The organism is Enterobacter cloacae complex sp. 2022EL-00981 (genome assembly GCF_028737495.1).
GTDB classification, from domain to species: domain Bacteria; phylum Pseudomonadota; class Gammaproteobacteria; order Enterobacterales; family Enterobacteriaceae; genus Enterobacter; species Enterobacter cloacae.
This window is the reverse complement of the sequence record NZ_JAQZRK010000015.1, coordinates 19,644-34,011: the sequence shown is the minus strand read 5'-3', so window position 1 is coordinate 34,011 and position 14,368 is coordinate 19,644. Positions and strand designations below refer to the sequence as shown.

17 protein-coding genes and 1 pseudogene are annotated in these 14,368 nt (G+C 46.1%); 2 read left to right on the top strand and 16 right to left on the bottom strand.

Annotated elements, in window-relative coordinates:
- The first annotated feature begins 224 nt into the window (after positions 1-224).
- Complete coding sequence (locus tag PUZ33_RS14240) at positions 225-1,160, top strand: hypothetical protein (protein ID WP_023303127.1); 936 nt, start codon at positions 225-227, stop codon at positions 1,158-1,160.
- A gap of 75 nt (positions 1,161-1,235) precedes the next feature.
- Here the strand turns inward: PUZ33_RS14240 and PUZ33_RS14235 are convergent, their stop codons facing one another.
- The 3 genes from PUZ33_RS14235 to PUZ33_RS14230 are packed head-to-tail and all read right to left on the bottom strand — an operon-like array spanning position 1,236 to position 4,143.
- On the bottom strand, positions 1,236-2,939 hold the full coding sequence (locus PUZ33_RS14235) for a DUF2326 domain-containing protein (protein WP_023303128.1): 1,704 nt from the start codon (positions 2,937-2,939) through the stop codon (positions 1,236-1,238).
- Entirely contained in the window at positions 2,940-3,212 is a 273-nt protein-coding gene (locus PUZ33_RS25250) for an ABC-three component system middle component 6 (RefSeq protein WP_350029641.1), read from the bottom strand.
- Complete coding sequence (locus PUZ33_RS14230) at positions 3,196-4,143, bottom strand: ABC-three component system protein (RefSeq protein WP_032649950.1); 948 nt, start codon at positions 4,141-4,143, stop codon at positions 3,196-3,198. The genes PUZ33_RS25250 and PUZ33_RS14230 overlap by 17 nt, the downstream gene beginning before the upstream one ends.
- Before the next feature lie 85 nt (positions 4,144-4,228).
- Here PUZ33_RS14230 and arsR point away from each other — a divergent pair.
- Positions 4,229-4,483, top strand: a pseudogene (arsR, locus tag PUZ33_RS14225) (As(III)-sensing metalloregulatory transcriptional repressor ArsR); the annotation flags it as partial.
- 140 nt (positions 4,484-4,623) lie between these two features.
- On the opposite strand, the gene PUZ33_RS14220 reads toward arsR, so the two are convergent.
- From PUZ33_RS14220 to PUZ33_RS14160, 13 genes are all read right to left on the bottom strand, one after another.
- Positions 4,624-5,064: a YgiW/YdeI family stress tolerance OB fold protein gene (locus tag PUZ33_RS14220; RefSeq protein ID WP_135702047.1), complete on the bottom strand. Its 441-nt coding sequence runs from the start codon at positions 5,062-5,064 to the stop codon at positions 4,624-4,626.
- Between the two features lie 162 nt (positions 5,065-5,226).
- Positions 5,227-6,363 carry a nickel/cobalt efflux protein RcnA gene (locus tag PUZ33_RS14215; RefSeq protein ID WP_023303132.1) on the bottom strand — a complete coding sequence of 379 codons (1,137 nt, stop codon included), beginning with the start codon at positions 6,361-6,363 and terminating at the stop codon, positions 5,227-5,229.
- Positions 6,364-6,375: 12 nt separating this feature from the next.
- A complete protein-coding gene (locus PUZ33_RS14210) occupies positions 6,376-6,645 on the bottom strand; it encodes a metal-sensing transcriptional repressor (protein ID WP_023303133.1) in 270 nt (89 codons plus the stop codon).
- A 104-nt stretch (positions 6,646-6,749) separates the two neighbouring features.
- Positions 6,750-8,036 (bottom strand): MFS transporter, encoded by a 1,287-nt coding sequence (nirA, locus tag PUZ33_RS14205; protein ID WP_023303134.1) that lies wholly within the window; start codon positions 8,034-8,036, stop codon positions 6,750-6,752.
- Between the two features lie 235 nt (positions 8,037-8,271).
- Complete coding sequence (locus PUZ33_RS14200; protein WP_023303135.1) at positions 8,272-9,030, bottom strand: hypothetical protein; 759 nt, start codon at positions 9,028-9,030, stop codon at positions 8,272-8,274.
- A 53-nt stretch (positions 9,031-9,083) separates the two neighbouring features.
- Positions 9,084-10,004: a hypothetical protein gene (locus PUZ33_RS14195; protein ID WP_023303136.1), complete on the bottom strand. Its 921-nt coding sequence runs from the start codon at positions 10,002-10,004 to the stop codon at positions 9,084-9,086.
- 63 nt (positions 10,005-10,067) lie between these two features.
- Positions 10,068-10,430, bottom strand: a complete 363-nt coding sequence (locus PUZ33_RS14190) for a hypothetical protein (RefSeq protein ID WP_223826472.1) — start codon at positions 10,428-10,430, stop codon at positions 10,068-10,070.
- A gap of 149 nt (positions 10,431-10,579) precedes the next feature.
- Entirely contained in the window at positions 10,580-11,269 is a 690-nt protein-coding gene (locus PUZ33_RS14185) for a hypothetical protein (RefSeq protein WP_023303138.1), read from the bottom strand.
- 13 nt (positions 11,270-11,282) lie between these two features.
- Positions 11,283-12,020 (bottom strand): HupE/UreJ family protein, encoded by a 738-nt coding sequence (locus PUZ33_RS14180; RefSeq protein ID WP_023303139.1) that lies wholly within the window; start codon positions 12,018-12,020, stop codon positions 11,283-11,285.
- Between the two features lie 44 nt (positions 12,021-12,064).
- Positions 12,065-12,442 carry a hypothetical protein gene (locus PUZ33_RS14175; RefSeq protein WP_223259293.1) on the bottom strand — a complete coding sequence of 126 codons (378 nt, stop codon included), beginning with the start codon at positions 12,440-12,442 and terminating at the stop codon, positions 12,065-12,067.
- A gap of 140 nt (positions 12,443-12,582) precedes the next feature.
- Positions 12,583-12,978 (bottom strand): putative zinc ribbon protein, encoded by a 396-nt coding sequence (locus PUZ33_RS14170; protein ID WP_080297790.1) that lies wholly within the window; start codon positions 12,976-12,978, stop codon positions 12,583-12,585.
- Positions 12,979-13,077: 99 nt separating this feature from the next.
- Positions 13,078-13,722: an inovirus Gp2 family protein gene (locus PUZ33_RS14165; protein WP_023303141.1), complete on the bottom strand. Its 645-nt coding sequence runs from the start codon at positions 13,720-13,722 to the stop codon at positions 13,078-13,080.
- Between the two features lie 357 nt (positions 13,723-14,079).
- Positions 14,080-14,316 (bottom strand): helix-turn-helix transcriptional regulator, encoded by a 237-nt coding sequence (locus tag PUZ33_RS14160; protein WP_023303142.1) that lies wholly within the window; start codon positions 14,314-14,316, stop codon positions 14,080-14,082.
- Positions 14,317-14,368 lie beyond the last annotated feature (52 nt).

Below are 14,368 nucleotides of genomic sequence, written 5' to 3'. Positions count from 1 at the left end.
TTGATTGCTTGATAGAGTGGTAAGGGGCAAGTAGAGCCTCTTCTCATCGAAGAGGCTGAACCAACGTGAGTTTATTTTTTGCCTTCGAAGTTAATGCTTTACGCAAATTTTTTGTTGTACCGTAGGATGTGAAGATCTGCGGAGGTTAGAGATGAAAATCATGCTATGTTAGTCACTGAGGAGTGAGTCAAAATGTTATAACTTTTTCAAAGAGGCGTTGTATCGTGAAAGTTGTCTTTAATGTTAATGGTAAAAAAGTCCCGCTCGAATCTCTGCAATATATAAGTAAAGCAAATCAACTTGAAGTTATGCGGAATTGGTTTTTTGAAAATTTCGAAGATCCCGCAAACTCTTGTCCGTATGAATCCCGTGAAGGCGGATATGCTTACATTTATGGTGGCCCATACGAAGCAAGTGAAGAGTTGCAAGCGATGTTTGAAGGGTACGTGAAATTTGATTATATCCAAGAACTAGTTAATGATTTACAAGAACAGTGCTACGAGTGGTCAGGTAATTCAAATAATATTAATGATTGGTACGACGAAGACTTGTACGATGCTGTTACATCTTCCGAACAACCCTTTTCTAAGTTCGTTGAAAGCATTGATGGAATAAAAATGCTGGCTAAAGGCGAATTTAAAGATAAGCAAAAAGAACATCTGCTTAGCATCTTATACATTAACGTCATTACAGCTTTGGAAACTCTTTATGTTGAGTTGTTTATTAACTCCATAGATAAAAATGACTCATACCTTAAAGATTTCATAGAAAAAGGTAAGACGGAATTTAAGGTAAGTAAAGAAATATTGGCTTTGCCATTCAAAGGAGAATCTATTGAAAACATGAGGGCGGAATTGATTAAAGCAATCAAAGAACATCTGATTAGTGCAAGTTGGCATAGTACAAACAAAGTTGTAGGTCGTTATAAAGCTACATTTGATATTAATGTACATAAAGAGTGGCCAATAGATGCGATAGAAATAGCTACACAAAAGCGTAATCATTTAGTCCATCGTGGCGGAAAAGATAAAGAAGGTAATTCGGTAGTGATCACCGAACAAGATTTAGAAATGTTGCTGGATCACGCACAAGCTCTTGGAGAAAAATTGTTTGATAGCCTTGGTGTGGCATTACAGAAAAAAGATGAGAGTGAATTTTGAGTCTCGAGGTCGGTTAATACTGCTACCGATAACGAGCAAGCAACTGATACTCGGCAGGCAGTGCCTGCCTGAGGATTACTTTTTACTTCCAAATTGAATGCCGAGAAGTTTATTCTCTGCTTTATCACCACGAAGAGTAAGGACAATTTTTGATTTCAGTTCTAACATTTCGATTTCAGATAAAGTTGTTTCCATAGCATTAAAGTTTTCAGTATTTAAAGATGCTATATATTGCTTTCCGCTTCGTTTTAATGACTGATTGACAAAAGAGAACCATCTTGCGCGAACACCTGGATCTATATCGGCAAAAAGACGATTATCATGCCATAGCATATCCATGGCATGGTTTTCGCCACATGTAAATACTAACCAGTCAAAGCATAATATCCTAGCATCATTGATCCCATCCGAATCATCACCCTCGATTTGGATGCTTAGATCATAACGGATTTTGTTGTCACCAGTATTAACATCTAAAACTATTCCTGCTGGTACCCTCGGGTACATTATTTCTGCGAGTTCAGCAAAAAATTTATCATATTCTGAAAGAGGATTTGTAGAAGCATAGTTCACCGCTAATCTGTCTTGTTCAACTTTTCTTTCTCTTAGATTTTGAGCTTTCTTTTGAAGGTTAATAGAGAAATTTAAATAATCATGCAGCCTTTCTTTTTCTTCTTTAAATTCAGCCAGTTGTCTCGCTATGACTGCGTATTCATCAAATGCTTTCTTGCCTTGCAGGGATTCCAAATATGAATCACGTAATGCCGAAATATCATTAATGTCAATTTTAAGAGATTCAATTTCTAACAAAAGTTTTATTTTATCATTTTCAAGTCTTTTCTTTCTGTTAAAAGATAATGATTTGTGAAAATTTTCAACTGACTCAAAATGGGCCAATGTTTCTGGCTTGAAAATCTCTTGTAAGCCATTGTACAGTTCAAGAAGATCTTCTCTTGAAATATCAGGGTGTGATAATAAAGTTTTTTCTATATTACTAACTTTAAATTCAGCTATATTTTTATTTTTTTCAACTTCTCGTAATTTTATAGTTAAACTGTTTGTTTCATTCTCAATAGCTCTGTATTGCTCGTGAACTTGAAATGTATTAAGTTCATCTTGCAGTCTTGGGATCTCTCTTTCTAGCCATTCATAGCGTACTTTAGGTTGAGAGCCTGCTCTAAACATGTCTTTAAGAATATCATCGTCTTGCCAATTTTTTAGGGATTGACTTACTTTATCCAGTTCTTGCTTATTATTTCTTTTGGATAATATTAAATTATGATCTATGCCGAGAAGAAATGCGGTGCGAAGCAATGCTTCAAAGTCTTGCTCCTTTTTTGTCCTAGTTGGACTGATGCAGTCATCTCTGGTATATCGCGAAAAACGCTTAAATAAAGATCTAAATGATAAATACGGAATGTTATTCTCAAGATTAAATATCCCTATTTTGTCTAATAGATCTTTAAATGCTTTTAGAGATATTGTTTTGTCATTTAATAATAATTTTTTCCCATTTCCCGTTCTAGATATTAAGTATTCAACTCCATTATGAGAAAAAAGTAACGAGAACCACCAATCTGGAACTGCTGAAGTTAATTTTTTATCAGCATTAGCGCCTAAGCAATGTTGAACGAGGCCGAGAATAAGTGTCTTGCCGACTCCGTTACTACTGCCTTCTTTTTCTTTAGAGCTATCACCAATAATCAACGTTAGCCCTGTGTCATTGAAATGCACTGGATGAAAGGTTGGCTGATCGCAAGTTAAGCGAATTAACTTCATTTAACTTTCCTTATTTTGTAATTTGTCATCAATGCTGCATATTGGCATTATTCTGTTTTCGTTATCTAGCATTATTTGTTTGATGCAAAAAAGAATGTCTACGGCAAGCATAAATTGTGTAAAAGAGGGCGTGATTATCGTTGATTTATTTTTTCGCTCTACTTTTGTCCATAGTTCTTCTATGGATACCGGTCCATCAATTAACGAACGGGTGTATCCTGCAATCGCAATTAGGGAGTTACTAAACCTAACATGCTTATGTGGCAGAAGCATTGCTTGGATGTTCATAAGCATCACATGTCTCAAAATATTTAGCTAAAATTAACTCTGCTGCAAATCGATAACTCGCGACCGCACTTGTGGTAACTTGAGGGGGAAGGAGTTTATCTATCATCCAAGTGTATCTTAAATCTGCATAATTGTGGTTATCTTCAGTTATCGCCAATTTGCTTTTTGCATAAGTTTCTTTAACTTCTTGAGCTATAGTTTGTTCAAGACCGCTATCAACAGAATCTAAAAATTCATTTATCAAATATAGTTGATAACTAAAAGATTCCAGCCTGCTCTTTATTGGTTTTGTAATACCATTTATTTTTATTTTATCTTCGAAGTCCGGGGCGGTTTCACTTAAAAAATTTATGGGTGAAGAAGATTTTTGTGCTAAAAAAGTCAACACTTCGCCAACAGCTCGACTATCTGTAAAATCCAAATCAACCTCAGGAATGAAACCTACAATATCTTGCTTTTCACCCTCAGATAATGACATAAATTTTTGAAGGAGCTCCATCCCGCCCATTGCACCTGCGTGATTAAGACTTTTACTGATTGCAAGCGAATTTAATGAAAGTCCAACAGGTGCTGGAATACCCTTAAAATAATCATTCATTACAAAAGTATATTTTGATACTTTCCCCCATTTGGCGACTAATTTATCAAAGTCGCCAATCGATTTATTAACAGCTTCTAGCTCTTTGGTTTGATTTGAAGGTTTAGGCCCATAAACTTGGAAGTAATGAGCTTCATGAGCAATCCACCCATCATTCCCGCCATCTCCCCAGTTTCCCCAAGGGGAAACAGCTTGAAAGCCAGGAGTTGCGTATTGCATAACCTTCGAAAAGAGCGCCTGAAAACTGTCTCCCATACATTCGTGTACTTTTAACCGAAAGAACTGTCTGTAGAGGTAATCTTGCTGTGTCGAACTCATTTTCCTCTCATCCATGATGAACACTCTTAGTGATAATATCCTCTCATTCATTGTTGTAAACCTATGATTAGCAAAATTGGAGATGATTTCACTTTGCACGGCGCTGGAACAGTCGCAGCCTAAGATCTCTCGTCATCTGGCGATGCTTCGGGAAAGTGGCCTATTGCTGGATCGCAAGCAGGGCAAGTGGGTTCACTACCGCTTATCTCCGCATATTTCTTCTTGGGCTGCTCAGGTAATTGAGCAGGCTTGGTTAAGCCAACAGGACGACGTACAGGCCATCGCCCGTAAGCTGGCATCAGCAAACTGCTCGGGTAGCAGTAAGGCTGTTTGTATTTAAAAAATTTGCCTGTACATATGTGTTTATTCAAATGTGAGGTATTAGAATGAAAGCGTTAATGGTATTTGAACTGGCATATGCTGCTATAAAGATAGCGTTCCATCGACCCGTTGAACTCACAGTTCTAATGACTCTTCACATTAAGGCTTTTTAATCACTTCAACATTAACGCTCGTGGTGCCATTCTCACGGCTTATCTGCCCGCTCACCCGCACCAGATCCTGCGCATCGAAGTGCTGCCCGTTCCAGACTTTCTGCGGAATACGAACTTTGATGGTTCCGGTTGGATCGCGGAAGGTGTACCACTCTTCCTGCTGCTGGCTGATGACATTGCCTTCCAGCGTGATCCACGCCCCTTCGTGCATTGACGACACGGCCTGAATGCGGCTTTGACTGTTTTCCTGCTGAACCTTATGACCGGCATACATGCGCTCAGTGGCGACTGGATCTTTCTCTGCGGAGAAACCGCCTTGCGCTGCCAGGGCTGGAATGGCGATGGATGAAGCGAGCAATACGCCGGTGACGTTGACGAACTGGCGACGAATATGACTGAAGTATTGTTTTTGCATAGCAGGTTCCATTTATGATTTCACATCCTCCCAGGGGGGATAACTTAATCATAAATGAGCGTCTATAAAAGCTCAATTGCTATCCCCTGCGGGGGGATAAAAATGTGACAGGCTTCAGAGATAAAAAAACCCACCGGTCGGTGGGTTCAGGCATGTGGCTTTTACAAGAGAAAATCAGCGGGTAACGCCGATCCAGCCATGGTAGCCCATGTAAATGCCGACAAGGGCAATCAGTACGCTTGAGAAGTATGGGGCTCGGCGTGCCAGAGTATCCAGACCGCTCCAGCGTTTGGTTGCCTGGCGAACGCTAAACGCCGCCGCTGCACCCACAGAAACCAGCGTAATCGCCAGGCCGATACTGAAACACAGTACCAGTGCAGCGCCGAGCGTAAATTCCTTCACCTGGATGCACAGCAGCAGAACGGTGATGGCCGCCGGGCAAGGAATGAGTCCACCGGTTAGCCCAAACAGGATAATCTGCCCTGTGGTTACGCTGCGATTGGCAAAACGTTTTTTGATGTCGTTAGCATGGGCTTTTTCGTGAGCGTCCTGGTATTCGCGGGAATTAACATCCAGCCCCTCCAGCGCGGAGTGGTCATGGTCGTGACCGTGCTCATGCTCGCGAAACTCCACATCATAATCGTGTACATGCCCACGATGGCCTAAAGACAGGCGCACATCGAAACTGTGTGGCTCAGGGATTGCCAGGACTGATTCCATAAACCCGTCTTTTTCAACGAAGTCGAAAACCTGAGAATACGTTCCAGTCCCCCGCCTTGTGGCCACAGAGATATTGCTGGCTTCCCATTTCCTGCCGCTGAGTGTGCGTAAACGCCAGTGAGGCGGTTGCCCTTCCTCGAAAATAGAGAGTTCAACGCTGCCGTGGCCGGTATCGATTATGCGGGTTTCGTCATGTTCGTGATGGCCGTGGCCATGTTCCTCTTCCTGCTCCATTTTCCACAGTTTTTCACCGCGCCAGGTGCGCCAGAACATCCATGCCGCCGTGACAAGAATGATGATGGCTGAAATCAGCTGGAACCAGGGTTCAGCGGACTCGGCGGTGAATTTCTGACTGATGTACATCCCGCCCATAGCAATGAGCCAGACCACAGACGTATGAGAAATGGTCGCGGCAAGCCCCAGTAATACGGCTTGTTTCACCGTTCCCCTGATAGCCACAATAAACGCGGCCATCATCGTTTTGGAGTGTCCCGGCTCCAGTCCGTGAAGCGCACCCAGCAGGATCGCACTGGGGATGAACAGCCAGGCATTCGCCACGCCTTGCTGTAAAAGAGCAGAAAAATCAGTCATGTTTCGCTTGCCTTAAAGATATTTAGTTATCTCTTTAAATTCGCTAAGCGTGTTATCAGACTCACTGTGGTCGGCATGAAGGGCGTCCTCCAGGCAGTGATCCAGATGGTCATGAATTAAGGTACGCTTCGCATTCGTTATCGCCTTTTCCACTGCGTGCAGTTGCTGGGCGATATCCAGACAGGCTCTTTCATCTTCGAGCATCTGGATGGTACTTTTCAGGTGCCCTGCGGCACGTTTAAGTCTTTTAATAATGTCAGGGTGTGATGCGTGAACGGTCATGATTTATCCTCTCCAGGTGGAGGGGATAAGATAATGTGTATCAACGCCAGGGTCACACTTTTTATCGGCTTATCCTCTCCTGATTCTTTGTCTTTTTGGGTTAATTACTTATCTTTCTTCGGCCATGACGGATGTTCATCGTCGATGACGAAATCATGCTCATGGGTTGTGTCTGAATCGGTATGACGGTGAATCTGAGCGTAAGCTTCATGCTCAGGACGCCAGATCAGTACGGCGGCAAGCAGCGACAGCACGGCCACAATAGTCAGGGCGACAAACGAAGCCTGTGTTCCCCATGTGGCACCTACCCACCCGGCCAGCGGATAAGTGACCAGCCAGCAGGAATGCGACAGTGCAAACTGGGCAGCAAACAGCGCAGGTCTGTCTTCAGCCGTTGATGAGCGGCGCAGCAGGCGACCACTTGGCGTCTGAGAAAGCGAATAGCCCACACCCAGCAGCGCCCACAGCACAACCAGCGTGACGTAATCCTTCAGGAAAATACCCAGCCCAAGTCCAATCACTAAAAGCGCGGTCCCCACAAGCATCGGCATGCGGTCGCTCATTTTGTCGAGGAGTTTTGGGAGAACCAGCGCCGACACCATGGAACCCACACCGAAGAAGGCCAGAGCAATGGCGGTAGATCGCTGTGAGAAACCAAAATCAGCCTGAACCAGAACAACGGTGTTGACGATAACCATCGCGCTCGCCGCTGCTACGGCCATGTTGAGTGCCAGCAGGCCACGCAGTCTTGGTGTTTTCAGGAAGATACGCATGCCTCGCGTCGTTTTGTCATAGATGCTGCGTTTAACCGTTAACGCTTTCATCTTTGGTAATGTGACGGAAACAACCAAAGCCGCAGAGGCGAGGAACCCGACCGCCGTCCCGGCAAACAGATTGTGGAAGCTCATGACCGTCAGCAGCGCCGCCGCCAGCATTGGGCTGATAACGCTTTCCAGATCGTAGGCCAGACGCGACAAAGACAGCGCCCGCGTATATTCGCGTTCGTCAGGAAGAATATCCGGGATAGTTGCCTGGAAGGTTGGCGTGAACGCCGCCGAGGCAGACTGAAGTACGAAGATCAGAATATAGATTTCCCAGATCTGGGTGACGAACGGCAGCGCAATAGCCACCAGAGCGCGAACCAGATCCAACGTCACCAGCATAGTGCGACGCGGGAATTTGTCGGCAAAGGCTGCCGCCACCGGCGCAACCAGAATATAGGCGCTCATCTTGATCGCCAGCGCGGTACCCAGCACAGCACCGGCCCTGTCTCCGGCGAGATCATAAGCTAACAGACCCAGCGCGACGGTCGCCAGACCGGTGCCGATAAGGGCGATAACCTGTGCCATAAACAGGTGGCGATAGGTACGATTAGATAGAATATTGAGCATCAGGAATTCTCTTGGCTTAAATTTATATCCCCCTGGGGGGGATATTGAAAGCATAGAGCGACCTGAAAAAAATGACAAGCATTATCCTGGTGGGGAGGATAGGAAGTTGACCAATCATCTGATATTTAGAATAAAAAAAGCTTCAGGTATCCCAGCGTTATACCTGAAGCAGCATAAAGAGTGTCGAAGGTGTTATCACCGCTTCCTTGCGAAGCCCCTTCTGACGAGAAAGGTGTTAACTCAGAAGTCCCAGGCAGGTTTTCAGACTCAGCCGCGTGGCTTCAACATCGCTATGGACGATGGTGCACCAGTCATCACGGTTAGCCCGAACGTCGTCCAGCCAGCTATTCAGCGCCTGATTGAAGGCCATGGTTTTCTCGCGCTGAGGCCAGCTCATCTGGTTAGCGCTGTAAATATCCTGACCGGGCTGTGGCATCTGTACGGTTTGCTGCGTCGACATCCGGGAGGTCACCGACCAGGTATCAGAGTTGCCATCCCAGGAAGGCATCACCGGGAAGCCCGCGCCGCGCAGGGCGATATCCCAGGTGGCATCAAACAGGCAGGTTTTCCCGTTTAACTCAAAAGTTACTGTGTCATGAAATCCCTGGGTTTGCGGCAAAATAGCCAGTATTTCCGGAGGAACGGGTAAATCAGCCCAGTCAAACTGCACCAGTTTTCTCTTCGCCGTAATCCCACCGGCAACCAGCAATCGTTCGGCCGCGGCGGCTTTATGACGACAGTCGCCAAAACCCTGCTCAAACAGGCTCATGCTTTGGTTATTCCATGACCCAAGCTGATAGGGCACGCGCCTGACCAGTTCAAAAATGGCTCTCCGCAGTTCCGTTGAGCCCGGCTGAAGCCCGAGCGACTGCAAAATCCAGCCCGGCGTTATCGTCTCCTTAGCAGTGCGGCGAGCAATAATTCTTTGCCATGTATCACTGACTTTTTCGGCCAGAGAGGCTGCCAGGGTTTCCCCCGGCAGTAATGTTGTCATCAGCAACGCTCCTGTGGTGGTGAGAAAATGTCTGCGCGTCAACATATCGGGCGTTACACCTCCACGCTGCGACGAAGTGCCGACATAACCAGTGATTCACAGACCACTTCATCGTCCTGTTCCCGGTTTACGCCGGGGAAAACCATTTGACTCACTGGGGATGAACGAAGCCGGTGATAACGGGCAATCGCGCCATTCATTCCGCCCATTTGCTTACGTCTGACCAGCCGCAGTCCGTGCTCCCACGCGACTTCATCCATCGCGCTCGCCAGAACAGGATCATGGTTGAAGATTAAGACGCCATCCCCTTTCAGCAGACGGGCTGCGCTGCGAAGGAACGTTGTGTAGTCCTGCTCGAAATAGGCTGCGGCCTGGGAATAAATAATATCGACCCCACCGGCCTGAACGCCGCGATTTTCCAGTGCGCAGAGACCGGCTGCCGTCACGTAGGGATGCTCAGTCACCCCCTTTGGCAGCGATTCGTGCCATGGCGTGAGATTGGTGAAATGCAGGAATGCACTCTCCCCAAGCTGCTCCCTGAAACTCTGGGCAAGCCCGGAAATCGTCGCCTGATGGCTGGTCGCTTCTTCAGCACGAAAACCTGCCCAGGCAGCACCAATTTCAAGGAAGGTGACGGTACCGTTTTTGTGGTGAATATTTTTCGCATGGTGGGCAATGTCGAACCCAATTTCTCGCGCCAGACGAAAAGAACCACCGCTGGAGGTCCAGGGACCATCGAAACCAAAAGCAAGAATAGCTTTCAGCATCGAACCCGTTTCTTTGTGCATCATTTTCAGGAACGGAATGACCTTACGCCGCGAAGGAACAGGGACGTTCGGACGCAGTTTTTTGGCCTGGAGATCGCGATTCACGCCCATGCACAGTGTCTGCCAGTGCAGAGGGTTAATGCGATAATTAAGTTCAGTAAAATTACGCGCAATCTCACGACGCGCCTGTATGGAGTCTGTGTACATAGCTTCTCCGCTAAATCTGAAGTTGGTAAACGCCAGGCAGCAAACTGCTACCGGCAACAGCGATCAGATCTTGCGGGTGCTTGGAGGGCGGTAAATTATGTCCGTAGCCTTAACCGGGCTGCGAAGATCGGCGAGCGGCAACCATCTGTCTGCTATAGGAGAGAGGGTGATCTCCACAGAGGGCGGCTGCTGAGGGGTTTCATGGAAATGGTCTGTCTGATGATGGCCTGCGTGACCAGACTGAGGGATATCCGAGTCGTGGGAGTGATCCTGCACTGTCATGGTGACTTCTGCATCATGCAGATTCATCTCGTAACCTGTCAGGCCGTTGGTACCGTGTGACGCAAACGTGCCCATCGACGACATCATCATGCCAACGGCCATGATGACAATCATCAGAATATAACGGGGTGAACGTTTAAACATCAGGTACATCGCTGAGTGCTTCTCTCAATGGACAGTGACAACGGTTTAAAAATATTAGCATCCCCCTGGGGGGGATGTAAGAGGCTGGAGTGTAAAGTCTTGTATTGCCGAAGTGTGTAAAAAGGCCCGCATAATGCGGGCCTGATTAATCAGATTACGCGCTTAATGCTCTGGTATTCGCCATTGGTATCAAGCTGGATAGTAATCGTTTGTGAACCACGATTTCGCCAGAACCAGCCGTGCTTACCGTCAAAGGCGGCCTGCAACACACCATCCCTTGAGGTTATCTGCCGGTCCTTACCATAGCCGTGGTAAAACCCTTTCGGTGCGTTAACCGGATCGCCGTGTGCATCCACGTTGACAGGTCCAGAGCTTGTCCACTGGTAAGTCACCCGGGCATCCTTACGCATTTCCATCTTAACTTCAGCCGCCTCATTCGGTTTCAGAGTAATTAACAGCTGATTGCGCTGAGAACCGGCAGTTGGGGCTTCTGGCGCACGAGTTGTCGCCGGAACGCTCAGCTCCGGATAGTTGTTTTGCGTGATTGTCGGCGGGTTATCCGGCACCGGACGTTCATTCACCGGAGTGGTTGACTGTCCCCACTGGCTCGTACTCGCCTGTTTGTCCGTGGCGGCTTCCTCCGCCAGCTGCGTTTTGATTTCGCCCATCTGTTTAAGGCCCAGCAGACGGCCAACGCCCGTTGGATCGATACCGTATTCTGAAGGCATCACGATGGTTATCAGCAGCGTCAAAGCGACGATAGCCGCCAGAATAGTGGACTGCATCAGCTTCATCGCAGACGGCAGCTCTGCGCGGGTCGGTAAATCGGTGTTATACATTCTCTTTTCTCCCTCAGGCTAAAATGTAGCCACAAATCTGGTAACTCATTAACAGGAAACCGGCGCTCATCATCACTACGTTGGCGGTGTAGGCATGGCGGAAAAAGCTCGCCGTCTGCCGCCAGTAACTCATGATGATAAGGATGGCGCTCAGCGCCAGAAGCTGACCTATCTCGACCCCGACATTGAAGGCAATCAGGTTGACGAAAAGGCCATCGGGGGAAATTTCGAACTCCTTGATTTTGGTCGCCAGGCCAAAGCCATGGAAGAAACCAAAGATAAGCGTAGCCATCTTCGTATTAGGCTGAAAGCCAAACCAGCGCTGGAATGCGCCAAGGTTATCAAGGGCTTTGTAGACCACGGACAGTCCGATAATGGCATCAATGAGATAGGCGCTGACGCTGATATCAAAGAACGTACCAATAAGCAGCGTCGTGGAGTGCCCGATAGCAAACAGGCTGACGTACAGCCCGATATCACGCATTTTGTAGAGAAAGAAAATCACGCCGAACAGAAATAGCAGATGATCGTAGCCGGTGACCATGTGCTTCGCGCCAAGGTAGATAAACGGGATGATGTTAATCCCGGTGATTTCCTGAATGTACCCTTTGTCGCCTTCGGCTACGCCATGTGCGGCCGCACCCTGGCTGTAGAAAAGCAATAACAATAAGAAAAACAGACAAGCCGAACGCGCCTGAGTCGAAAACAGGCCACCGCTCAACCGGCCTTGTAAATTAAGGCAGGTGTTCATACAAAATCCTTACAGTTTGAATAATAACGAATTAACAGCAGTTATTACGCAGACAGGGATCTCGGAGGGCGTTCGGGGGTGGCCTGTGGCATTCGCAGAATTTGTTCTGAACTCAGTGCAAACGTCGCGCGCATACCTGCGTTCCAGGCCTGCAAGGCAGTCAGAGTGAAGAGCTTGTTCAGATCGTGGGAATGATCGGCATTGAGGTGATGCACATTACCGTGCGAGTGGAACAGTAGCGGATCGTGTTCATTCAGCGGCTCATCGCTGTCGTGCTGATGCTCACTGACAGACGTTGTATCCTGAACGTTATACATAGCCTGTGGTTTTGCCATAAGCGAACTGCTCAGCACGGCAACAGCCATGATGATAAGCACGATTCTGGAAATGACTTCACGGCTAAAAAACACAGTCAACGACATCCTGGTGATACAAGGTAACAACGTGCGTAATGTATCTGTTTTGCTGACCGCATTTCAATAGGTCTTTTGGAGCCGGATGTTGTTTTAATAATTACTTGGCATAACTTCCGCTTTTTGGCGTCAAGCAATCGATACAGCTCTTACACATCAGTTGCATAGATCCAGTCAGCACATTGAGGACATATCTTCTCTCCATGCCAACAAACATGGCACCAGCAGCATCGCCATTGCCTTATCTTCGTGTTGGTAGGTCGAATGGGCTTTTCCGAAGTTGGGATGATTTTTAGCGAGGTTTGCTCTGGTGCTGTTTGTAGCTTGTTAAATCGACATGTTTTGAGCCGAGCAACATTGTTGATATGTCCCGGTAGGTGCACAAACGTTTTTGTAGATGTCAGTGGATCAACTTGAACGCCGATCTGCAGTTTGCAGTAAATACAATACATTGAATCAAAATCAACCTGTTGAACAGATTCTGGTGTAACCCATTCGCCCTTTGCGGTGACGGCATGAGTGGCTAAAACGAAGTAATTCATCATGAACTCCGGAGAAAAATAAAAAAGCCAGCATGGTTAGCTGGCTTTGTGTTTGGTTGAGAGATGTGGCTGGCGGTAACACCCTGACCAGCCCCTGTTCGATCAAGACTGGCTACAGCCAAATGACCGTTCCTCATTGCTGTATACTTTCGTACGTTCCTTTGCCAGATAGCTAAGGCGGTACATTAAACCGTTATATGACTCAGAGTAGGCTGGAGGATTATTGATATTCAGGTGATAACAGGGATTATCAGGGAAGTGAATCAGCGTTAAATATTCAGTAGCTAAAGGTAGCTTTAAAGCGCTCAACCATGCAGCCTGAATCATAGAGGCCACGTTATAATCATTCCCCGTATAATCACCGAGACCGAGAAAGGCATCCTTATTGAGGAATAACACCACATGCCAGTGTGGTTTATCACTTTTATCTTTATCAATTTCTTTAACCCAGGCGTAGCGTAAATGGCACGGATAGACTCTCATGCCATTTTTACTTTTGTTCTTCAGGAATATCTGTATACGGGCATCAAGTGCTTCAATAAAACGGGACATGAGTCCTTTATTCATATCGATGATGCAAGAAATGCTATCACCGGTATCTTTATAATTGGGTACATGAAGGTCAACACGAATGGCTGTTGTTCTTGGATGTTCACGCACAGCGTTATGAATGACATTCGACAATCGATGTAAGTAATGAGTGTTGAATGGTGCATGGTTCATATTGAGTGTATAGATATTATTCATTGTTTCTTTTCTCAGAATGAAGAGCATCATTGCTGATGCCATAATGTTTTAAAGGATGGGAGTGATATCACTTCAGATTGTTAGAGTGTAGATGCCATGTTTAACTGATAAACGTATCGGACATATATCACTGATGTGATATTAATGAAGTTTATGTGGTAATTATTGTTGCTTATTTTAGTGTGATACTTGGTGTTGATGTTTATATTACGCATGTATAGCAGGTATGTACTGATGAGTATATATTACCATACCAACACAACTGGTGTATTAAACGACCGCTGAATTCCAGGAGATATTCACATTCTATATTTAGAATTCACTCCGAAGTTAGCTGGTTTTTCATAAGGAAAGGGCTTACTTGTTTTCCTCATTAAAGATTACAATAGAACCAGAACGCGATAATTTAATCCTCTCCTCGATCCACTCTTTTACTTCACTTTCAATCCAGCGGGAGCTGCGACCAAACTTCACCGGCTTTGGAAACTTACCTTCATGCACCAGCTTATAAAACCATTTATCAGATAACCCTGTCAGTTCAGTAATGAACTGCATGCTAACGAATTTATCTTCGTGAATATTAATAGTGCTCATGACATGTTTCCGTAATTTATCAGGAGGACACCGGTCGGCATCCTTTCATGTC